Origin of the sequence: Paenarthrobacter sp. Z7-10 (genome assembly GCF_026932795.1) — a bacterium.
GTDB lineage: Bacteria > Actinomycetota > Actinomycetes > Actinomycetales > Micrococcaceae > Arthrobacter_M.
The window spans coordinates 1-21,439 of sequence record NZ_JADPVH010000022.1 but is presented as its reverse complement, the minus strand read 5'-3'; the positions used below and the strand labels follow the sequence as shown (position 1 = coordinate 21,439).

The 21,439-nt window shown below is 65.2% G+C and carries 16 protein-coding genes, 1 tRNA gene and 1 pseudogene; 11 read left to right on the top strand and 7 right to left on the bottom strand.

The features are described 5' to 3' along the window. Positions 1–140 precede the first annotated feature (140 nt). The gene (locus tag IV498_RS08485; protein ID WP_269046127.1) at positions 141–1,265 is read left to right on the top strand and encodes a YlbL family protein; all 1,125 of its coding nucleotides are present in this window, start codon (positions 141–143) and stop codon (positions 1,263–1,265) included. Between the two features lie 130 nt (positions 1,266–1,395). Here IV498_RS08485 and IV498_RS08480 read toward each other — a convergent pair whose 3' ends face one another. Next, positions 1,396–1,551 carry a hypothetical protein gene (locus IV498_RS08480; RefSeq protein WP_269046126.1) on the bottom strand — a complete coding sequence of 52 codons (156 nt, stop codon included), beginning with the start codon at positions 1,549–1,551 and terminating at the stop codon, positions 1,396–1,398. An 18-nt stretch (positions 1,552–1,569) separates the two neighbouring features. Here IV498_RS08480 and IV498_RS08475 point away from each other — a divergent pair, with 18 nt between their 5' ends. The 3 genes from IV498_RS08475 (at position 1,570) to IV498_RS08465 (ending at position 6,031) form a co-directional block, all read left to right on the top strand. After that, positions 1,570–4,593: a UPF0182 family membrane protein gene (locus IV498_RS08475; RefSeq protein WP_269046125.1), complete on the top strand. Its 3,024-nt coding sequence runs from the start codon at positions 1,570–1,572 to the stop codon at positions 4,591–4,593. 141 nt (positions 4,594–4,734) lie between these two features. Beyond that, positions 4,735–4,811 (top strand) — tRNA-Met (locus IV498_RS08470). A gap of 206 nt (positions 4,812–5,017) precedes the next feature. Next, positions 5,018–6,031, top strand: coding sequence for a pirin family protein (locus tag IV498_RS08465; protein ID WP_269046124.1), 1,014 nt, complete (start codon positions 5,018–5,020; stop codon positions 6,029–6,031). On the opposite strand, the gene IV498_RS08460 is transcribed toward IV498_RS08465, so the two are convergent. Both IV498_RS08460 and IV498_RS08455 read right to left on the bottom strand, forming a co-directional pair. Continuing rightward, positions 5,971–7,050: a hypothetical protein gene (locus IV498_RS08460; RefSeq protein WP_269046161.1), complete on the bottom strand. Its 1,080-nt coding sequence runs from the start codon at positions 7,048–7,050 to the stop codon at positions 5,971–5,973. The two genes, IV498_RS08465 and IV498_RS08460, sit on opposite strands and share 61 nt — an antisense overlap. After that, complete coding sequence (locus IV498_RS08455; RefSeq protein ID WP_269046123.1) at positions 7,050–8,111, bottom strand: hypothetical protein; 1,062 nt, start codon at positions 8,109–8,111, stop codon at positions 7,050–7,052. The genes IV498_RS08460 and IV498_RS08455 overlap by 1 nt, the downstream gene beginning before the upstream one ends. A 225-nt stretch (positions 8,112–8,336) precedes the next feature. Here IV498_RS08455 and IV498_RS08450 point away from each other — a divergent pair, with 225 nt between their 5' ends. Beyond that, positions 8,337–8,798 (top strand): DUF1810 domain-containing protein, encoded by a 462-nt coding sequence (locus tag IV498_RS08450; protein WP_269046122.1) that lies wholly within the window; start codon positions 8,337–8,339, stop codon positions 8,796–8,798. Positions 8,799–8,839: 41 nt separating this feature from the next. Here the strand turns inward: IV498_RS08450 and IV498_RS08445 are convergent, their stop codons facing one another. The 4 genes from IV498_RS08445 to IV498_RS08430 all read right to left on the bottom strand — a co-directional run bounded on the left by IV498_RS08445 (position 8,840) and on the right by IV498_RS08430 (position 13,012). After that, complete coding sequence (locus tag IV498_RS08445; protein ID WP_269046121.1) at positions 8,840–9,817, bottom strand: aldo/keto reductase; 978 nt, start codon at positions 9,815–9,817, stop codon at positions 8,840–8,842. Beyond that, positions 9,814–10,671 (bottom strand): NAD-dependent epimerase/dehydratase family protein, encoded by an 858-nt coding sequence (locus IV498_RS08440; protein WP_269046120.1) that lies wholly within the window; start codon positions 10,669–10,671, stop codon positions 9,814–9,816. Before IV498_RS08440 ends, IV498_RS08445 begins: the two co-directional genes overlap by 4 nt. Before the next feature lie 10 nt (positions 10,672–10,681). Then, positions 10,682–11,692, bottom strand: coding sequence for an aldo/keto reductase family protein (locus IV498_RS08435; protein WP_269046119.1), 1,011 nt, complete (start codon positions 11,690–11,692; stop codon positions 10,682–10,684). Positions 11,693–11,809: 117 nt separating this feature from the next. After that, positions 11,810–13,012, bottom strand: a complete 1,203-nt coding sequence (locus tag IV498_RS08430) for a PQQ-dependent sugar dehydrogenase (RefSeq protein WP_269046118.1) — start codon at positions 13,010–13,012, stop codon at positions 11,810–11,812. Between the two features lie 413 nt (positions 13,013–13,425). Between IV498_RS08430 and IV498_RS08425 the strand changes: the two genes are divergently transcribed. The 6 genes and pseudogenes from IV498_RS08425 to IV498_RS08400 all read left to right on the top strand — a co-directional run bounded on the left by IV498_RS08425 (position 13,426) and on the right by IV498_RS08400 (position 21,263). Further along, the gene (locus IV498_RS08425) at positions 13,426–14,427 is read left to right on the top strand and encodes a LacI family DNA-binding transcriptional regulator (protein ID WP_269046160.1); all 1,002 of its coding nucleotides are present in this window, start codon (positions 13,426–13,428) and stop codon (positions 14,425–14,427) included. A gap of 103 nt (positions 14,428–14,530) precedes the next feature. Next, on the top strand, positions 14,531–16,357 hold the full coding sequence (araB, locus tag IV498_RS08420) for a ribulokinase (RefSeq protein WP_269046117.1): 1,827 nt from the start codon (positions 14,531–14,533) through the stop codon (positions 16,355–16,357). Then, positions 16,354–17,034 (top strand): L-ribulose-5-phosphate 4-epimerase, encoded by a 681-nt coding sequence (locus tag IV498_RS08415; RefSeq protein WP_269046116.1) that lies wholly within the window; start codon positions 16,354–16,356, stop codon positions 17,032–17,034. The genes araB and IV498_RS08415 overlap by 4 nt, the downstream gene beginning before the upstream one ends. A 67-nt stretch (positions 17,035–17,101) precedes the next feature. Next, positions 17,102–18,637, top strand: a complete 1,536-nt coding sequence (gene araA / locus IV498_RS08410; RefSeq protein WP_269046115.1) for an L-arabinose isomerase — start codon at positions 17,102–17,104, stop codon at positions 18,635–18,637. After that, on the top strand, positions 18,598–19,536 hold the full coding sequence (locus IV498_RS08405) for an aldose 1-epimerase family protein (RefSeq protein ID WP_442951325.1): 939 nt from the start codon (positions 18,598–18,600) through the stop codon (positions 19,534–19,536). The genes araA and IV498_RS08405 overlap by 40 nt, the downstream gene beginning before the upstream one ends. Before the next feature lie 69 nt (positions 19,537–19,605). Then, a pseudogene (locus IV498_RS08400) lies at positions 19,606–21,263 on the top strand (ABC-F family ATP-binding cassette domain-containing protein). Positions 21,264–21,439 lie beyond the last annotated feature (176 nt).

Below are 21,439 nucleotides of genomic sequence, written 5' to 3'. Positions count from 1 at the left end.
CCCGCTGTGCCCTGCCCGCCGTGCGCTCCGCACTCCCGCTGCGCCGCCGGCGTTCAGGGAAACGTCGGCCGGACCACGTAGGCTAGGGATTTGAACTCATCAGGTACCGTGGCAGCAGCTGCCAGCGAGAGGTAGAGGTTTTGAGCGATCCGAATACAGGGCAGCGGGCCACGCCGTGGACCGGCCAAGCCGCGCTTGCCTCTCCGCAGCGCCCGCGCGACGGACGCTTCGCCGCCATGGTGGTCTCCGGAGTGCTGGCCGCAGCGCTTTGCGTGCTGGCCTTGACGCTGCCGGTGCCCTATGTCGTCGAGTCTCCTGGGCCCACATTCAATACCTTGGGCAAGGACAGCGGCAAGCCTGTCATCCAGGTCAGCGGGCATCCCACCTACCCAGCCGACGGCAGCCTCGATTTGGTGACGGTCTATCTCAACGGTGGCCCAGGAAACAACCTGAACATCGTCGCTGCCTACCGGGCCTGGCTGGACAGCAGCAAATCCGTCTATCCCAAAGAACTGCTGTTCCCGCCGGGCACCAGCCAGCAGCAGGTGAGTTCACAGAATGCCGTGGCGATGAGCACCTCCCAGGAGGACGCCACCGCCGCGGCGCTGACACAACTGAAAATCCCCTATACGACCTCGCTGGCGGTCTTCGCCCTTCCCGACACTTCGGCTTCCAAAGGGAAACTGAAGCCCGATGATGTGCTGCTCACGATCAATTCCCACCCGATCACCGACATCACAGTGATCCAGGATGCGCTGGCCTCCGGCGCCGGTAAACCCGTCACCATCAGCTTTCGGCGCGGCGGGAGCACGAGCGAGACAACCATTACGCCGCAGCCGGGGGCCGCCGGAAAGTTCCTGTTGGGCGTGCAACTGCAGAGCAAGTTCACGTTCCCCTTTGACGTGTCGATTGCGCTGAGCAACGTCGGAGGCCCCAGTGCTGGAATGATGTTTGCGCTGGGCATCATCGACACGCTGACGCCGGGGAACTTGACCGGTGGCAAACATTTCGCCGGCACCGGGACCATCGATGCGGGCGGCAATGTGGGCCCGATTGGCGGTATTGACCAGAAGATGATCGGCGCCAAGCACGGCGGCGCCACAGTGTTCTTCGCGCCGGCATCGAACTGCAATGAAGTGGTGGGCCACGTCCCCGACGGCCTGCGGGTGGTCAAGGTCAGCACGCTGCAACAGGCCTACGACGACGTCAGGCAGATTGCGTCCGGCAAGGACACCTCCGCGCTGCCCAGCTGCACGGCCGGCTGACAATGCCGAAACCCGAGCCAACGCGCCAAACCCCCGCAAAGCCGCAGGGTTTTGGGGGGAGTGCCGGGGTTTCGCGGAATCGGGGCACAATGGCATCAGAGGAACTTCGCCACGGCACCGTTCGTGGCACTCATAACAGAACGTCCCGCATCACCGGCATCACCTGTCGCAGCGCAGGTGGTACAGGCGGTAATAGCATCACCAGCATTACCAGCACCAGCAGCACCACCAGCATTACCAGCAGCATCGGCGCTAACAGCGCGACAACACCAGATTGCACCTTCAAGGTTAAATAGAGGTAAGCGTGACTTCCCGTCCCAGTTCCAACGCCCGACCCACCAGCACGCGGCGGCGGCGGGGGCCGCTGTTGCCCACGCTCATCGTCGTGGCCCTGCTGGTGATCGGCTTCGTCCTGTTCGCCAACCTTTACACCGAGGTGCTCTGGTACAACCAGCTGGGCTTCCTGGAAATGTTCTGGCGGGAGAATTCGTCCAGAGCCGTGATCTTCCTTGTGGGCTTCCTGGTCATGGCCGGTGGCGTCTACGCCTCTATCCGGGTGGCTTACCGGGCCCGGCCGGTCTACGCCCCGGACAGCGAACTGCAGGACAGCCTCAATCGCTATCAGGCCCAGCTTGAGCCGGTACGCCGGCTGGTTATGATCGGTGTTCCCGTTGTCTTCGGGCTCTTTGCCGGTACCGCTGTGGCCGGTCAGTGGCAGAAGGTGCTGCTGTTCATTTATCAGGTCCCGTTTGGTCAAAAGGACCCCCAATTTGGGCTGGACATCAGCTTCTACACCAACACGTTGCCGTTCTTTGGCTTCGTCTCGGGATTCTTGATCAGCGTCGTCGTCGTTGCGGCGATCGCCGGTCTGCTGACCCACTACCTCTATGGCGCCATCCGGCTGCAGGAACGGGGTCTGTTCACCAGCCGGGCGGCGCAAATCCACGTGGCCGTACTGGCCGCGGTTTTCCTGCTGTTGATCGGGCTCAATGCCTGGTTGGACCGGTATTCGACACTGCAGGACAACAGCGGTCTTCGCTCGGGTGCGCTGTACACGGACGTCAATGCGGTGATTCCCACGAAGTCCATCCTCGCCGTGGCGGCCCTGATAGTCGCCGTGCTGTTCATCATTACAGCTGTGGTCGGTCGGTGGCGCCTGGCCATCATCGGCACCGCGATGCTGATCGTTACTTCGATTCTGGCCGGGGGAATCTACCCATGGGTGGTGCAGCAGTTCCAGGTCACCCCATCCGAGGCCACGCTGGAGGCACCGTACATCCAGCGCAATATCGATATGACCCGCGGGGCGTACGGACTGGACAAGGTGGAGGTCACGCCGTATGACGCGACGACGAAGGCCACCCAAGGTGCGCTGCGTCAGGATGCCGCGACGACGGCCAATATCCGGCTGCTGGATCCGAATCTGGTGTCCTCCACTTTCGCCCAGCTGCAGCAATACCGCCCGTACTACAAGTTCCCGTCCACGCTGAACGTGGACCGTTACACCATTGACGGCAAGGTCCAGGACACGGTCATTGCCGTCCGTGAGCTTAACCCGGACGGCATCAACCCGGACCAGCAGACTTGGTACAACAAGCACCTGGTCTATACGCACGGTTATGGTGTGGTGGCCGCCTATGGCAATACAGTCACAGCGGATGGCAAGCCGGTCTTCATTCAGTCCGGAGTGCCCTCCACCGGCAAGTTGGGTACCGACACCAGCTATCAGCCGCGGATCTACTTCGGCCAGTCCTCGCCTGACTATTCCATTGTGGGCGCACCGACCGGCACCGCACCGGTGGAACTGGACCGCCCGCAAGGCACCAGCAGCAGCAGCGACTCGCAGACCACCTTCACCGGCAGCGCGGGCCCGAGCGTGGGTAACTGGTTCAATCGGCTGCTGTATGCGATTAAGTTCCAATCCTCGGATCTTTTGCTGACCAACGGCGTCAATGACAAGTCCCAGATCCTTTACAACCGCACGCCCAAAGAACGGGTGGCGAAAGTAGCACCCTACCTGACCATCGACGGCAACCCCTATCCCGCCGTCGTCGATGGCCGGGTCAAATGGATCGTGGACGGTTACACCACCAGCTCCGCGTACCCGTACTCCCAGCAGCAGCAGGTCGAAGCAGCCACCACGGATTCGCTGACCCAGAAAAACGGGACGGGGGCGCTGCCGAACGATTCCATCAACTACATCCGCAACTCGGTTAAAGCCACAGTGGACGCTTACGACGGTTCAGTAAACCTGTACGCCTGGGATGACCAGGATCCGATCTTGAAAGCCTGGCAGAAGGTCTTCCCGAGCACCATCAAACCGTACAGTGAAATGTCAGGGGACCTGATGAGTCACGTGCGCTATCCGGAAGATCTCTTCAAGGTTCAGCGCGAACTGCTGGACCGCTACCACGTGACCAACCCGGCGGAATTTTACAAAAATACGCAGGCCTGGAGCGTCCCGAACGATCCCACCGTCAGTGCGACGGTGAAACAGCCGCCGTACTACCTCTCGTTACAGATGCCGGGCCAGTCCAAGCCGGCCTTCTCGCTGACAACGTCCTTCATCCCGCAATCCGTGCAGGGGACCGAGTCTCGGAACGTGCTGTACGGCTTCATGGCTGCCGACGGGGATGCCGGGAACAAAAAGGGCGTCAAGGACCCCGCCTACGGCAAGCTCAGGCTGCTGGAGTTGCCCGCGGATACCCAGGTCCCGGGTCCGGGCCAGGTGCAGAACACCTTTACCTCCGATCCCTCCGTTTCCCAGCAGCTCAACGTGCTTCGCCTGGGCCAGTCCACGGTGATTAACGGGAACCTGCTGACTCTTCCGGTGGGCGGCGGACTGCTCTATGTCCAGCCGGTCTACGTGAAGTCCAATGGCGAGACGTCCTACCCGACGCTGCAGCGCGTGCTGGTGGCCTTCGGGGACAAGATCGGTTACGCAGCGACGCTGAACGAGGCGTTGGATCAGCTCTTTGGCGGTAATTCCGGTGCAACGGCGGGGGATTCGCAGAAGCCCGGTACGACGACGACGTCTCCCGGCTCGTCGGGGACCGGCGGCACTACGTCGAACCCGACGGAGCAGGCCAAGCTGTCCAAGGCACTGTCCGACGCAAACCAGGCCATCAAGGACGGACAGGCCGCCCTTGGCAAGGGCGACTTCGCCGCTTACGGGGCGGCGCAGAAGCGGCTCAGCGCAGCAATCGCCGCGGCGATGGCTGCGGAGGCAAAAACGGGCGTTCCACCGTCCGCCGTTCCCTCCGCCGGTGCCAGCGAGACTTCCACCAACAATCCCCCGGCAACGTCCTCGGCCAGCCCGAGCAAGTAGCTGGCAAGGTTCTGGCGGGCCGTTTTGCCACCCCGGCCCGCCAGAACCGGCTGTCCAGTGATCAAATCCCGACGGTGGGAGGCAGCTCACAGGCTGCCGATTTGGCGTCAGGATGGTGCGCAGGTAGAGTTAGTAATGCGACGCGGGGTGGAGCAGTTCGGTAGCTCGCTGGGCTCATAACCCAGAGGTCACAGGTTCAAATCCTGTCCCCGCAACCATGAGAAAGACCCGAACCGGTGGAAACACCGGTTCGGGTCTTTTGCTTTAAGCTGGTGGTGGGGTCAACCCCGGGGTCCGGGCAGGTTCCCGATCCCGGGAGTGAGGAGTCGGTAATGGTCAGCGAAGCCACGCGTGCCGTGAATGCCTGCAGACCGGTTGAGGTCCGCAGCCATCCCGGCCTGTGGCCCCTGCCGGGTGGGGCGCTTTGAGCAACCTGGAGGCGGCGCCCGACGAACTCCTTTGCGTTGGGACGGACAATGGGGCCGGCGTCGAAATCCTGGCGCCACGGGATGTACCGCTGGGCGGCGTGCGGGCGATGTCTGTGCGGCGCACCCTGCCCCAAAGGAGGCGCAGTCTCATCGGCTCCTGGTGTTTCCTGGATCACTATGGGCCAGATCCGGTGAGCCAATCGGGTGGTATGACCGTCGCGCGCCACCCCCACACCGGCTTGGCGACGGTGAGCTGGCTCTTCACCGGCAAAGTTGCCCACCGCGACTCGGCAGGCTTCGAGGCCATCGTGCGCCCGGGAGAGGTCAACCTCATGATTGCCGGGCGGGGGATCTCGCACCAGGAATTCTCAACGCCCGACACCACCGTGCTGCACGGAGCGCAGTTGTGGTTCGCCCTGCCGGGGGCCACCCGGCACATGGCCCCAACATTCGAACACTTCGCCCCGGAACCGGTGGTCGGGGACGGCAGCGAACTGCGGGTGTTCCTCGGTTCGCTGGCGGGGTCGGCGTCACCCGTGAATACCTACACGTCACCGCTTCTCGCAGCCGAAGCCACCCTGCGGCCCGGCGGCATGCTCCGCCTTGAACTGGACCCGGGATTCGAACACGGGATCCTGCTCGACACCGGCGATCTGGCTATGGACGGCATCCCGATGAAAGTTGACCACCTCCACTACCTGCCTTTGGGTCGGGGAACGGTAGTCCTTCAGGCGGGCACGGCGCCGGCACGGGTGCTCATCCTGGGTGGGGAACCGCTCGGCGAGCAGATCGTGATGTGGTGGAACTTCGTCGGACGGACTCATCAGGAAGTGGCCGACTTTCGTGCGGTTTGGCAAGCCGAAATTGGAGTCGAACCGACTCCGGCGCCGGCCGGGGATGCGTACCCGGACGGCGCAGCCTACCCGCGGTTTGGACCCTATCCGGACGGTCAGCCGGCTCCGTTGCCGGCCCCCGTCCTGCCCAGTGTTCGATTGCGTCCCCGCGGCTGAGCCGGAGAGCCGGCAGGACGGGCGGCGAATCCGCCGGCACGGTTTCCCTGCCCGGCGTCGGTCTCTTGTCTGCCGAATTCCACGCGGACGGCGTCGTTGTCCGGCAGGACGACGACGGTGCCGCGGGCGAGTGTCCAGCCCTCGGGCAGCAGGAAGAAGCGGCCGCCGCTGAGCACCAGCAGGTGCAGGCCGGTGTATTTGTAGACGGGGGAGGCCGCCGCGCCCATCGAGGTCCGCGTCACTCCCGCTGCCCCGATGGCCAAGTCCGAATGGCTGTAGACGTCCGCGCGGGGCAGCAACGTCACCTGTGCCTCGATGTCCGCGGCCAGGCCGCGTCCCACCACTTGGGCAAAGTCGGACGCGCCCCAGAACAGCAGGATGGTGACGAGGGTGAAGACGAACGTCGCCTCCAGCGCCCGGCCCTGCAGCCCAGTCCGCCCGACTGCCCGGGCCGGGCGGTTCAGCGCAAGGCGGCGCAGCCGAAGCCCCCAGTGGGCCAGCAGGACGCCGGCCGCCATCAGGAATGGAATCACCAGGAATGAGCCCTGCGGTCTAACCAGTGCGATTAGCCAACAGCCTGCGGCCAGCACCGCGCCGCCAATAATCGCGGCGATGGAGAGACGGACCACCAGCAGGCGCCAATGTCCCGGCCTGAGCTGACTGCGCAGCCAGTCGTCGGCGGCAAGCCACAACAGTCCCGCGATCAGGATGCAGACCAAGGGAAAGAACAAGGACCTGATGCTGCGCAGCGCATAGTCCTGGACGGAGTAGCCGAACAGGCTGACATCAAGGCCCATCGCCCTGGACTGCGCATCAGATCTCGCCCAGCCGAAGTACACCAACAGGGCCGTGGCCACGGTGACCGGCGGCCCAATGGAAGAAACGACCGCCAGGACTTTCGCGAACGGGGTCTGCTCGGCGGTATTCCGGGCCGCGGCTTCGCTGGCCGTAACGCCGTGGTCGGCCAGCGGTCCGGCTTCTTCAGTCCCGGGATCGGCTTCGCTGCCTTGGGCCTCCATCACCCCCCACCTGTCGTCGTGGCATCAGTCGTGGCATCGGTGGCGGTATCGGTGGGGGAAGAGGAGGGGCTGGCGCCCGGTGGTTCGGTCGCGCCGTCGTCGACATAGGTGAATGTAAGCTCGCCCGGGACCATCCCGCCGCTCCCCTCGACCATGATCGTGACCGCGCCCGCCGTTGGAGCCGGCGGAAGGACGACGTTCCAGCGTCCCGGCAGGTTCGGGTCCGCCGCGGGCAGAATGTGCTGCCCGTCCACCAGCACCGCGACGACGTCGAGGAACCGTCCGACGAGCTGGAATGTGCCGCCGGCCAGTCCGCTCGATGGCGATACGGTCGGTCCCGTGCCGTCCAGCGCATCCAGCCCGGTCAGGCTCAGCGGGCATGCCGTCCCGTTCCCCGGCACGGGCGACGGCGTTGCCGTGGGGTTCTGCAGATGGAGGGCAACCAGTCCCGCAACAACGTCATATGCCGCGCGGTCAAGGCAACGGTCGGGCGTCGGCTGGACCAGGGCCGGCAGGGCAGCCGCGGCTGCAGTCCAGCCGGAAGGCTGGCCCTGGTAAACGGCGCGGCAGATTGCGGTGGCAGCACTCCAGAGGACAATTCCATCGGCAGTGGTGGCGTTGCCGGCATCGACCGCAGCCGCCAATCCATCACAATCCATGCGTTGGAACAGCGCATACCACTGATTTTGCGGGGGATCGGCCGGGTCCACTGGACCGGGTGGCACCCAGGCCACCGGCCCGGCGTCGGCGTTGCCCGGCGGGTTGGCTGTTGCTGCCGTCGGCGCCGGGCCGGCGGTGGGTTCAGTGGTGTGCTGGCCGGAGGAGGAGGACGACTGGCCTGACGCGGAGGATGCGGAGGACGACGGCACGGGCGAGGAGCCTGACGCGGAGGACGACGGCACAGACGAGGAGCCTGACGCGGAGGACGCGGAGGTCGACGGGGCGGACGCGGACGGCAGCGCAGGCGTTCCCTGCGGCGAGGGGCCACACCCGCTGAGCAGAAGGAGCGCGGCGGCCGCCGCGGCCAACGATCCGTGTCCTTCTCGTGCCCACCACCGCATGGTGACTCCCTGAACAGCGCCTGAACCGGTGAACGGCCGACGATCGCTGTCGCCAGACAGGGAGGGAGCTCGTTTCAACCGTGGAATTCATTATCCTCGGTCCGCCGCAACTGACAAGGCCAGGATCCCATCGCACGGAGTTGGACGTTGCCCGCGGATGGTTTTTCCAACCCAGGTTCTGTGATCTGATAAAGCTGCATGCACCAACAGGGGATGGAGACAGCAATGGCGGACGGCCAGAGACTGGAGCGTTTCGTCGCCGCGCAGGACGCCGGTGGCACGTATGACCGAGCGCTCGCGGAGCTGCGGGCCGGTCAGAAAACCAGCCATTGGATGTGGTTTATCTTTCCGCAGATCGCCGGTCTTGGTCGGAGTCCAACGGCCCGGATATATGCCATTACCAGCCTGCAGGAGGCACAGGATTACCTGCAGCACCCCGTCCTCGGGCCTCGGGTGCTGGCCTGCGCCGGTACGGTGGCAGGCATCAGGGGACGAACGGCGCTGCAGATCTTCGGCTCAATCGATGCGCAGAAACTGCGCTCATCCATGACGCTGTTCCAACGTGCCGCCGTGGAGGGAACCGCGCCACATCGCGACGCGGTTCCCTCGGACGTGTTCAGCGCCGTACTGGAGCGGTATTTCGACGGCTCCCCGGATCCGGAAACGGATCGGCTCTTGGACGTGTAACGTCCCGGGCCGGTACCGGACCGGTGCCGGTATGCGGAAGCCTAAAAACCTGCAAGCCGGTGCGGAATGTACTCGGCATCCAGCTGCGAGAGCTCGTCCGCACTGAGTTCGATTTCCAGCGAGGCGACGGCGTCCTCCAAATGGCTGAGTTTGGTGGCTCCGACGATCGGTGCCGTCACCACGGGATTGGCGGAAACCCAGGCCAGGGCCACCTGCGCCCGCGGCACACCACGTCCAGCAGCCACCGCAGCCACGGCCTCGGAAACCTTCCGGTCCGCCGCTTCGGCCTGACCGTACAGCGTCTGGCCAAACTCGTCCAGGCCGGCCCGGTTGGTTTCGGTGTCCCAGTCGCGGGTCAGCTTACCGCGGGCCAGCGGGCTCCAGGGCAGCACGCCAATCTGCTCATCGGCGCACAACGGGTACATCTCCCGCTCCTCTTCGCGGTTGATCAGGTTGTAGTGGTCCTGCATTGTGACGAATCGTGCCCAGCCGTTGGCCCGCTGCGTGTGCAGGGTCTTGGCGAACTGCCACGCGTACATCGACGATGCGCCCAGATAGCGCACCTTGCCGGCCCGCACGACGTCGTCGAGCGCCTCGAGTGTCTCCTCCAGCGGCGTCAGGGGATCCCAGCGGTGGATCTGGTACAGATCGATGTAGTCCGTGCCCAGCCGGCGCAGGCTCTCATCCACCTGCCACAGAATGTGCTTACGGGACAACCCCGCTCCGTTGGGACCAGGAGCCATCCGGCCGTGCACCTTGGTGGCAAGGACCAGTTCCTCGCGCCGGCCGAACTCAGCCAGCGCCCTGCCCACGATTTCTTCGCTGGAGCCGTCCGAGTAGACATTCGCCGTGTCGAAAAAGTTAATACCCAGTTCGATGGCGCGCTGGAGGAATGGCCTCGATTCTTCCTCCGGCAGAGTCCAGCCGTGATTGCCGCGACCGGGTTCGCCATAGCTCATGCAGCCCAGCGCAAGGGCTGATACATCGGTTCCAGTGTTGCCCAACTTCAGGTATTTCATGCACCCGCCCCAGTGGAATCGCGCCAGCTGTACTCCGGTTCGAAGCCGAGCAGCCGACGCGCCTTGTCGATGGAGAGCAGGGTTTCATGCTCGCCCACCTCCTTGGTGACCTTGACCCCGGGGAAGACCTCCGCGGCCAAGTCCGCACTGGAGCGGCTCATTACGGTATCCGCGGCAGCGATAATAAAGGCTTCGAAGCCCGGCTTCGCGTTCTCCAGTGCCCGCAGCACCGCCTGACCGCCGTCGCGGCCGTCAATGTAGCCCCAAAGGTTCCACTTGCGTGCCATGGCGTCCGCGTCGAAGGCTGGAAAGGCGGCGTAGTCAGCCGGGTCCATCACATTGGAGAAGCGGAACGCGCTAATGCTCAGTTCCGGATCCCAGCGCGTGAGCTGGATCGCCATCTGCTCCTCGAGGTGTTTCACCAGCGAATAGGTGCTCTCCGGCCGGGCCGGGTACTCCTCGTCCACCGGGATGTAAGGCGGGTCGATGTCGAACGGCAAGCCCAGGACGGTCTCGCTGGAGGCGTAGACGATCCGTTTGATACCAGCCCGGCGGGCGCCCTGAAAGACGTTGTAGGTGGAGAGCATGTTGTTGTGGAAGGTCGCGGTGTCCGGCAGGATCCCGGGTGCCGGAATGGCACCTAAATGGACGACGGCGTCGAATCCGGTATGCCTGTCATCAATCCCGAGGAAGGCGTCCACCACCTGGCCGTAATCGGTCAGGTCAATCTGGATAAAACCGGGCTCCCGGGCTCCCGTGCGGTCCAGATTCATTACCTCGTGGCCTTCGCCGCGCAGCCGGGCGAGGACGCTGCGGCCGAGTTTTCCGCTTCCTCCGGTGAGGGCTATCTTCATGGTGATTTCCTTACGCTTCGCGGGTGGCGGGTGAGCTGTCCTTGGTCTTTTCGGCATCGCGCTCGGCGAGGGAACCAATCGCGTCGTCGATCTTGGTCATCACGGACGAGTCGAGAGTGACGCCGGCGGCCTTGACATTGGAGTGGACCTGCTCGGGGCGGGAGGCCCCGATGATGGCCGAGGCGACGTTCTTGTTCTGCAGCACCCAGGCGATGGCCAGTTGGGCCATCGTCAGTCCGGCTTCTTCGGCGATCGGCTGGAGCTTCTGCACGCCGGTGAGGACGTCGTCGGACATCCAACGCTTGATCATGTTGGCGCCTCCCTTTTCATCGGTGGCGCGGCTGCCCTCAGGAGCAGGCTGACCCGGCTGGTATTTGCCGCTCAGAACACCCTGGGCGATCGGGGACCAGACGATCTGTGACAGTCCCAGTTCTTCCGAGACCGGGACCACCTTTTCTTCAATAACGCGCCAGAGCATGGAATATTGCGGCTGATTGGAGATCAGCTGAACACCCAACTCCTTGGCAAGCTGAGCACCGGCACGGATCTGTTCCTCAGTCCATTCGCTGACGCCGATGTAAAGGGCCTTGCCGGAGCGCACCACGTCCGCGAATGCCTGCATGGTCTCCTCCAACGGTGTCTCCACGTCAAAGCGGTGCGCTTGGTAGAGGTCAACGTAGTCCGTTTGCAGCCGTTTGAGGGAACCGTTGATGGATTCGAGAATGTGCTTCCGGGACAGCCCCACATCGTTGTGCCCCTTGGGGCCGGTGGGTCCAAAGACCTTGGTGAAGATTTCGACGGATTCGCGCCGCTCGCCCTTCAGAGCCTCGCCCAACACTGTTTCCGCCGCGGTGTTCGCGTAGACATCCGCCGTGTCGAAGGTACTGATGCCGGCGTCCAGGGCGGCCCGGACACATTGCGTGGCGACGTCGTTTTCCACCTGCGAGCCATGCGTAAGCCAGTTGCCGTACGTGATTTCCGAAACTTTGAGTCCGCTGTTACCTAAGTATCTAAAGTCCATAATTCGATGCTATCGGGGCCCACCGCGCCGCGTACAGGCTCTGCCCAGCCCTGCGAGGCCCCCCCAACTGCGGCCGCGCGGCCTATTTCGGGGCATGCATGATCCTGGCCAACTGTCTCAGGGCAAGGCAGCAAGGTGCACGGAGAGAATGCGGTCATCGCCGGGCCGCGGTGTCCCACGTCCATCCGTGTTGTTCGTCAGGACCCATAATCCGCCGTCGGGCGTGGCGCGGACGTCGCGGAGCCGGCCGAACCGACCGCTCAGGTACGCCGAGGCTGCGGCGGTGGCAGCGTCGTCGCTCGGTTGGATGACCCACAGCCGTTCACCTTTCAGCGCCGCCAGGTAGATGGTGGTGCCGCGGATGGCCATTCCACTCGGGCTGGCCTCCGACGTGGCCCACTGCAGGACCGGATTCGTAAAGCGGGCGTCCGGGTGGGCATCGATACCTTCCACAATCGGCCAGCCGTAATTGTGTCCGGGCAGGATCAGATTGAGCTCATCCCAGGTGTTCTGCCCGAATTCGGCCGCCCACATCCTGCCGCGGCTGTCCCAGGCGATCCCCTGTGAGTTCCGGTGGCCGAGCGAAAAGACGGGGTTCCCTGGAAAAGGATTGTCCGCCGGGACCGTGCCGTCCGGTTTGAGCCGGAGGATTTTCCCGGACAAGGAGTTGCGGTCCTGGGCCGCCTGGCCGTTGCCGGCATCCCCGGTGGTGATGTAGAGCAGTCCGTCCGGGCCGACGGCGATCCGGCCGCCGTCGTGATTGGAGGCCTTGGCGATGCCGGTGAGCACAGTAGTTACACCGCTGCCCAAGGTGTAGGAGCCCGCAGCGCCGTCCAGAGCCAGACGCAGCACCCGGTTGTCCTCCTTCGCTGTGACGTAGACGAAGAGGAACAGACACGGTGGCTGGCTTGCAGTATCCGCGCATGGACCCTGCCAAGGAGCCAAACCCAGCAGCCCACCCTCGCCGCCGGGAACGACGCCATCGACCTTTCCCACGATGCGCGTTGCGCCACCCGCAGTGATTTCCTTGATCAGCGCCGAACCGCGTTCGCTCACCAGGAATGACCCATCAGGCAGGAAGGCCATGGACCACGGAGCGGCCAGGTTCGTTGCCACATCCGTCGGCTCGCCGTCCGGCACGAGCGTCCCGACCGGTAACGAGGCCGGTCGGCCGGCGGACGCCGGCACAGCGGGAGCCGGTGGGGACGTACAGCCGGTCAGCAGCAGGGCCAAACCGACTACAAACACGAGTGCCGTGCGGCGTGATCCGAGCCAGGCCGGGATCGTCCTGGCGCTCCCGGCGCCAGTCCGGGTCAGCACCGAGCCAGTCCGGAACCGGACCGAGCCGGTTCGGACCCCGACCGAGCCAGTCCGGCCCCCGACTGAGCCGGCCCCGACCCGTCGAGCTCCCGCACGGTCCACGGCGATCCGGACAATCCGTCTGATTCGGCTCCCGGGCTTCACGGGACCGAGCCTACGCCGGCTGCTGCCGAAACCCCAGCACTCCCGCGAAGCCGCAGTGACCTTGCTGGGGTTCGCGGCCTCGGTGGGGTTTCGGGCTTCGGGGTGGACGGCCTAAGCTGATGAGCGCTAAGAGCCGCGGGGCTGAGGATGACCGGCACCGATCTGGCGCCAGCAAGCAAGGAGTTGGGATGGCCGGTAGAGAGCCAGGGGTGGCCGACGGGGAATTGGGGACGGTGGGATACCGATCGGCTCCGGATCGGCCGCCGGTGATGAAGGACGTGGCTCGACTCGCCGGCGTCTCGCATCAGACCGTCTCGCGCGTCCTCAACGCCCAACCCAACGTCAGTTCCAAGGCGCGTGAGCTGGTGGAGCACGCGATCGCCGAATTGGGGTATCGCCGCAATACTGCGGCGCGGAATCTGGTGACGCGCCGTTCGCGGACCATCGGGGTGCTGGGCAGCGAGATGTCCCAGTACGGGCCGTCCAACACTTTGCTCGGAGTGCAGCAGGCGGCCCGGGACGAGGGCTATTTCGTCAGTATCGCGGGCCTGCGTGATGTCAGCGCCGAGTCGATAACGGATGCGGTTGGATATTTCCTGGACCAGGCGGTGGACGGCGTCATCGTTATCGTGCCGCATCCGGGAACGTTCGAGGTACTGCATCGCCTCGGCCCGGACGTGCCCCTGGTGGCGGTCGGCTCCGGCGGGGGAGAGGGCATCAGCGGGGCTGGTGTGGATCAGCGGCTGGGCGCTGAACTTGCGGTAAACCACCTGATTGACCTGGGTCACCGGCAGATCGCCCACTTGTCCGGGCCCAGTGGCTGGATTGATGCGGCCGGCCGGGTGGCTGGCTGGCGGGGAGCGTTGGCGGCGGCCGGGCTGGAGGCAGCGGTGCTGCTGGAAGGGGATTGGAGCGCCGGCTGCGGCTACCGAGCCGGCCTGCGGATTGCCGCCAACCGCGACGTGACGGCGGTTTTCGTGGCGAATGACCAGATGGCCTTGGGCATGCTGCGGGCGTTCTCCGAAACCGGTGTCCGCGTGCCCGAGGACATCAGCATCGTGGGCTATGACGATCAGCCCGAGGCCGCGTACTTCCTTCCACCGTTGACTACGGTCAGCCAGGATTTCGAGGAGCTGGGCCGCAGCTGCATGCGCGTTCTGCTCCGGGCCCTGCGGGAAACGTCCGCAGAGTCGGATCCGCTGGTCAGGCCGCGCTTAGTGGTTCGTTCGACGACGGCCGCGCCGAATCGTCCTTGGCAGGGTAGATGTTAGCGCTCACAATTGAGTCAGCTTCCCACCCTTGAATGGACCGGCGGGAAGTTCCACGACTCATTGTGTCCGGCAGTGCGGCCTCCGCGTGCCGGAGGAGGACCGTATGAACACTCCAGATTCCGCCGCATCTTCGGGCTCACCGCAAGGTTCCGGCACGCCGCATGAGCCAGGCGCTCGGCCGCAGCGCTATGTCATCGGCGTCGATTACGGCACGTTGTCCGGCCGGGCGGTGGTGGTTCGGGTATCCGATGGGGCCGAGTTGGGCAGCGGGGTATTTGATTATCCGCATGGCGTACTGAGCGAGTCGCTTCCCGATAGTGCACGCCGACTGCCCTCGGATTGGGCGCTTCAGGTTCCCAACGATTATCGGGACGTGCTGCGCCAGGCGGTGCCGGAGGCGATCCGGGCAGCCGGTGTCAGCGCCGCCGAGGTGATCGGAATCGGGACCGATTTCACGGCCTGCACCATGGTTCCCGTGCGTGCGAACGGCACCCCGCTTAATGAGCTGGAACAATTCGAGGACCGCCCGCATGCCTACGTCAAACTGTGGCGTCATCATGCCGCCCAGCCCCAGGCCGACCGGATTAATGCCCTCGCCGCCAAGCGCGGCGAGTCCTGGCTGCCCCGCTACGGCGGCCTGATCTCCTCCGAATGGGAGTTCGCCAAGGGGCTGGAGCTGCTGGAAGAGGATCCGGAAGTCTACAAGGCGATGGACCATTGGGTGGAGGCGGCGGATTGGATTGTCTGGCAGTTGACCGGTGTCTATGTCCGCAATGCCTGCACCGCCGGCTATAAGGGCATCTACCAGGATGGCAGCTACCCGTCGGCGGATTTCCTGGCGGCTTTGAACCCGGAGTTCGGTAATTTTGTCAGCGCCAAGGTGCAGCACCGGATCGGGCGGCTGGGTGAGGCAGCGGGCACACTGAGTGCTGAGGCGGCGGCCTGGACGGGGCTGCCGGCCGGCATCGCCGTGGCGGTGGGCAATGTCGATGCGCACGTGAGCGCTCCGGCGGCGAAGGCCGTGGCGCCAGGCCAGATGGTGGCCATCATGGGCACCTCGACCTGCCATATCATGAATGGGAACCAGCTCCGCGAGGTTCCCGGGATGTGCGGGGTGGTCGACGGCGGCATCCTCGACGGACTGTGGGGTTATGAAGCGGGCCAAAGCGGTGTGGGGGACATTTTCGGTTGGTTCGTGAAGACCGGCGTTCCAGCGCGCTATTACGACGACGCCGCGGAACGCGGCTTGGGCATCCATGAGCATCTGACCGAACTGGCGGCCGGTCAGCGGATCGGTCAGCATGGCCTGCTGGCACTGGACTGGCAAAGCGGAAACCGGTCGGTCCTGGTCGACCATGAGCTTTCCGGACTTATCCTCGGCCAGACGCTGGCGACCAGGCCGGAGGACAGCTACCGAGCTTTGCTGGAGGCCACCGCCTTCGGCACCCGCACCATCATCGAGGCCTTCAACTCCTCGGGTGTTCCGGTTACCGAATTCGTGGTGGCCGGCGGCTTGCCACGGAACCGGCTGCTGATGCAGATTTACGCCGACGTCATCAATTTGCCGCTTCGCACGCTCGGCTCCAGTCAGGGCCCTGCGCTCGGTGCTGCCATCCACGCGGCCGTCGCCGCCGGTGCTTATCCGGATGTGCTGGCCGCGTCGGAGGCGATGGGCAGTGCACCGGCCGATGTCTACCTGCCGGTGCAGGAGAACGTGCAAGCCTACGATGCGCTGTTTGCCGAATATACGGCTTTGCACGATTATTTCGGCCGCGGCGGCAACGATGTGATGCACCGGCTCAAGGCCATTCAGCGCGCGGCGCTGCAGAGCCAGGTGGCGGGGGACGCGGCAGGGACGGCAGCAGGTTCTGACGCGGAGGCTTCTGCCCTGCCGGACTCCTTCCTGTCGGTCAGCGGGGACGCTCGATGAGCGCGCTGCTTGATGCCATTGCGGCAACCCGCGCGGAGGTTTGTGCGCTGCACGGCGAACTGACCCGCTGCTCGCTGGTGGTCTGGACCGCGGGGAACGTCTCCGCACGCGTGCCGGGCGCTGACCTGATGGTGATTAAACCCTCCGGTGTCGCCTATGACCGGCTTACCCCGGAGTCGATGGTGGTGACGGACCTTTTCGGTACCCCCGCGGATGGAGACTGGGGCAATCCCGGACTGTCGCCGTCGTCGGACGCCGCCGCCGCCGGCTACGTCTACCGCAGCATGGACGATGTGGGCGGCGTGGTGCATACGCACTCCACCTACGCCACCGCCTGGGCCGCACGGGGGGGGCCCATTCCGTGCGTACTGACCATGATGGCGGACGAATTCGGCGGACCCATCCCGGTTGGTCCGCTGGCCCTGATCGGCGACGACTCGATTGGCCAGGGCATCGTCGCCACGCTGCGGGATTCGAACTCGCCGGCCGTGCTCATGCGCAATCACGGCCCATTTACCATCGGCAGCGATGCCCGGGCAGCGGTAAAGGCCGCGGTGATGTGTGAAGAGGTGGCCCGAACGGTGCACATTTCGCGCCAGCTCGGGGAACCGCTGCCCCTGGACGCGGAGGTAACTGCCGCGCTCTTCGCCCGCTACCAAAACGTGTACGGCCAATAGCAGACCCGGGGTACCTGCCACCCGGCCCCTCCAGAGCGTTCCACAGCCCCAGCAATCCAGGAGAATCATGACCGGATTTCAGCCCGCCAACGCAGCCTCAACGTCCCTGGACGGGTATGAGGTGTGGTTCCTCACCGGCAGCCAGCACCTTTACGGCGAGGAGGTGCTGAACCAGGTGGCGGAGCAGTCCCAGCAGATCGTCCGGACGCTGAGCGGTTCAGGGGACGTGCCGGTGCGGCTGGTGTGGAAGCCGGTCCTGACGGACGCGGATGCCATCCGGAGGCTGGCAGTGGAGGTGAACGCCGCGGATCACGTCATCGGTGTCACAGCCTGGATGCACACTTTTTCGCCGGCCAAGATGTGGATCCAGGGACTCGATGCGCTCCGCAAGCCGCTGCTGCACCTGCACACGCAGGCCAATGTGGAGCTGCCGTGGAAGGAGATCGACTTTAATTTCATGAACCTGAACCAGGCCGCCCACGGTGACCGCGAGTTCGGCTACATACAGACCCGTCTTGGCGTGCCGCGCAAGACCGTGGTGGGCCACGTCTCCAACCCGGAGGTGGCACGAAAGGTGGGAATCTGGCAGCGGGCTGCCGCCGGCTGGGCGGCGGTCCGGAGCCTGAAACTGACCCGCTTCGGGGACAACATGCGCAACGTTGCGGTCACCGAGGGGGATAAGACCGAGGCCGAGCTGCGCCTGGGTGTTTCGGTGAACACCTGGTCGGTGAACGAACTGGCGGAAGCGGTGGACGCGGCGGCGGACACCGATGTGGATGCGCTGGTGGCCGACTACGAGGAGCTCTACGACGTGGCTCCCGAGCTGCGCCGGGGCGCTGACCGGCACGGATCCCTGCGCTACGGGGCGCGGATTGAGCTTGGCCTGCGGTCCTTTTTGGAGACCAACGGCTCCGCGGCCTTCACTACGTCCTTTGAGGACCTGGGCGCGCTGCGGCAACTTCCCGGTCTCGCCGTGCAGCGGCTGATGGCCGATGGCTACGGCTTCGGCGCCGAGGGCGACTGGAAAACGTCGATCCTGGTCCGCGCGGCGAAGGTGATGGGATCCGGCCTTCCCGGCGGGGCCTCCCTGATGGAGGACTACACTTACCATCTGGTGCCCGGCGAAGAGAAGATCCTGGGCGCGCACATGCTGGAGGTCTGCCCGTCACTGACCACGTCAAAACCGACCCTCGAGATCCATCCGCTGGGCATCGGCGGCCGGGAAGATCCGGTGCGGCTGGTCTTTGACACCGATCCAGGTGCCGGCGTCGTCGTCGCACTTTCGGACATGCGGGACAGGTTCCGGCTGGTCGCGAACGCGGTGCAGGTGGTGCCGCTGGATGAGCCGCTTCCCAACCTTCCGGTGGCCCGGGCATTGTGGCAGCCCAAGCCGGATCTTGCCACCTCCGCGGCGGCCTGGCTTACCGCCGGCGCCGCGCACCACACCGTGTTGAGCACCGCCGGCGGCGTGGAGGCTTTTGAAGACTTTGCCGAAATGGCGCAGACTGAGCTGCTGCTCATTGACGAATACACCACGCTGGGCCAGTTCCGCAAGGAAATCCGCTGGAACCAGGCGTATTACAAGTTGGCCGGAGGGCTGTAGCCGTCGCCGAACACACGCTGGCCGCCGGGAATTACACCGCAGTCATCACGGCGCAGGGAGCGGCTCTGCGGCGGCTGCAGCACTGCGGCCGGGACCTGGTGGTGCCCTTTGCGGCGGGCGGACCCATCCCGGATTACCGGGGAATCATCGCCGCGCCCTGGCCTAACCGGATCGCCGACGGGTCCTATCGTTCCGACGGCACAGTGCTGCACCTTCCCATCAACGAAATCGCCCGCAATACTGCGCTGCATGGTCTGGTCTTCGACCGGACCTGGACGTTTCAGGAGTTCGACGGCGCGGCGGTCACCTTGGGCTGCGAGCTGGAACCAACGCACGGATATCCCTTCTCGCTTGCTCTGCAGGTCCGCTACTCGCTCGACGACGGCGGGCTGCACACCGAGGTGACGGCCGGCAATACGGGCGGCCGGACTGCGCCCTACGGCGTCTGCCCTCATCCGTACCTGGTGGCCGGCAGTTCGCCGCTGGATGAGTGGGTGCTGGAGTTGGCGGCGGAAACTTTTTTGGCAGTGACCCCCGATCGGTTGCTGCCCGTCGCTCGGGTGCCGGTGCAGGGGCACCCCTTCGACTTCCGCACCCCACGGGCGCTGGGAGCGGTGGAAATCGACCACGCCTTCACCGACCTGCGTTTCGCCCCCACCGGCCGGGCCGAGCTGCTGCTGCACGATCCGGTGGGCACAGGCGTTGGCATGAGCTGGGATACCTCCTGCCCGTGGCTGCAGGTGCACACCGCGGACAAACCGGCGCCGCAGCGGAGCCGCTTGGGCCTGGCGGTGGAACCAATGACCTGCCCGCCGGATGCCTTCAACAGCGGTACCGACCTGGTCCTGCTGGCGCCCGGGGCGAGGCACCACGCGGGCTGGAGCATCTTCGCGCGCTGATCAAGCATGCCGCAGCGGCTGGCTTGCCATGGGCGAATCTGGACCCCGCAGGCGAAATAGGATGGAGTAATGACTGCAACACTGGTGGCCAAGGACCTCTCCGGCGGGCACGGCCACCGCACCCTGTTCACAGGCCTGAATCTGACGGTGGCACCGGGAGACGTGCTTGGCGTCGTTGGAGCGAACGGAGCCGGCAAATCGACGTTGCTGCGTATCCTCGCACGGATCGCTGAGCCGCTGGCCGGAACGGTGACTCTGGCCCCGGCGGATGCCTTCATCGGGTGGCTCCCGCAGGAGCACGAACGCTTGCCGGGGGAATCCGTAGCCGCTTATCTTGGCCGCCGCACCGGCGCCACCGAAGCGACGCACACGATGGAGGCGGCCGCCGTCGCCCTGGGTTCCGAAAGTAAGCGTGCGCAGGAGGATTACGCCGTCGCTCTGGACCGCTGGCTGGCCAGCGGCGCCGCCGATCTCCAGGACCGCATTCCCGCGGTGCTGGCCGAACTGGGCTTGTCCATCAATCCCGAAGACGAAATGACCGGCCTCTCGGGCGGCCAGGCCGCGCGGGTGGCCTTGGCAGCCCTGCTGCTGAGCCGCTTCGACATCGTCCTGCTGGATGAGCCGACCAACGATCTGGATCTGGCCGGCTTGGCCCGGTTGGAATCATTCGTCCAGGGTCTGCGCGGCGGCGCCATTCTGGTTTCACACGACTGCGCGAATTCCTGGCCCGGTGTGTCACGCGGGTGGTGGAACTGGACCTGGCCCAGGACAAGGTGGCCGTTTACGACGGCGGCTACGACGCCTATCTTGCCGAACGCGCGGTGGCCCGGGTGCACGCCAAGGAGGCCTATGAAGAATTCGCGGACAAGAAGGCGGACCTCGTGTCCCGGGCCCGGACCCAGCGCGAATGGAGTTCCCAAGGGGTCCGCAATGCGATGCGGAAGTCGCCGGACAACGACAAGATCCGCCGCCGTGCAAGCATGGAGTCCTCCGAAAAGCAGGGACAGAAGGTCCGCCAGATGGAGTCCCGGATTGCCCGCCTGGACGAGGTGGAGGAACCGCGCAAGGAATGGCAGCTGCAGTTCACCATCGGTGCCGCGGGCCGCTCCAGTTCGGTGGTCGCGACGCTGAACAATGCCGTTGCCCGGCGCGGCAGTTTCACCTTGGGACCGGTGTCCCTGCAGCTGAACGCGGGGGAGCGGATTGGCATCACCGGCCCCAACGGTGCAGGAAAATCCACGCTGCTGCGGTTGCTGTTGGGCCATCTGGCGCCCGATGCCGGCAGCGCGAGTTTGGGTGCCAGCGTGGCCATCGGCGAAATTGACCAGGTCCGCGGGCAGCTGGCCGAATCGGAAAAACTGGCGAACGCCTTCGAATCGCTCGTTCCCGAGATGCCGGGCGCCGAGGCACGGACCCTGCTTGCGAAATTCGGGCTCAAGGCGGTGCAGGCCGCCGGCCTGGTCGGGAGTTTGTCGCCCGGGGAACGCACACGGGCGGCGCTGGCCCTGCTGCAGGCACGCGGGGTGAACCTGCTGGTGCTGGACGAGCCAACGAACCACCTGGATCTGCCCGCCATTGAACAGCTGGAGGAAGCACTGGACAGCTATGCCGGTGCGCTCCTGTTGGTGTCCCATGACCGGCGGATGCTGGAAAACGTGCGGCTGGACGCACGGTGGGAGGTCAGTGGCGGGCAGGTCTCCGTTTCGCTGACCCGTCCCGCTCACTGAGTCACCCCGCCCGGTGGGCAGAACCGGTATCTGCTTGAATTCTAGGGGTTGTTGCAACACCCGGGTTTAGCTGGCTCTTAGTAGATCACGTAGTTGTTCGGCTGGGGTATTCCAGCCCAGTGTTTTGCGGGGGCGGGCGTTGAGTTCCTGGGCGACGTGTTCGAGGTCTTCGGGTC